This is a genomic window from Clostridioides sp. ZZV15-6383 (genome assembly GCF_020657735.1).
GTDB lineage: Bacteria > Bacillota > Clostridia > Peptostreptococcales > Peptostreptococcaceae > Clostridioides > Clostridioides difficile_D.
On sequence record NZ_JAGWCV010000183.1, the window covers coordinates 1 to 332 of the forward strand.

Genomic DNA, 332 nt, shown 5'->3' on the forward strand with positions numbered 1-332 from the left:
AATTATATCAACTCCATTAGCAACTACATATAATGCACCAATACTTTTAGTTGAAAAAAATAATGTTCCTGCTAGTGTAAAATCAGAATTAAAGCGTCTAAACCCTAAAGATGTAATTATAATTGGAGATGAGAATTCTATTTCTAAAACTACTGCTAATCAAATTAAATCGACTGTAAATACTAGTCAAACACGTCTAAATGGTTCTAATAGATATGAAACATCTCTATTGATAGCAAAAGAAATAGATAAAAATCACGATGTAGAGAAAGTGTACATAACAAATGCTAATGGTGGAGAAGTAGATGCACTTACTATAGCAGCAAAAGCAG

1 protein-coding gene is annotated in these 332 nt (G+C 29.8%); it reads left to right on the forward strand.

Annotation, left to right across the window (positions count from 1 at the left end):
* Positions 1 to 332: cell wall-binding repeat-containing protein (locus KGF42_RS19370; RefSeq protein WP_227826927.1), on the forward strand; the 332-nt coding region annotated here is incomplete at both ends.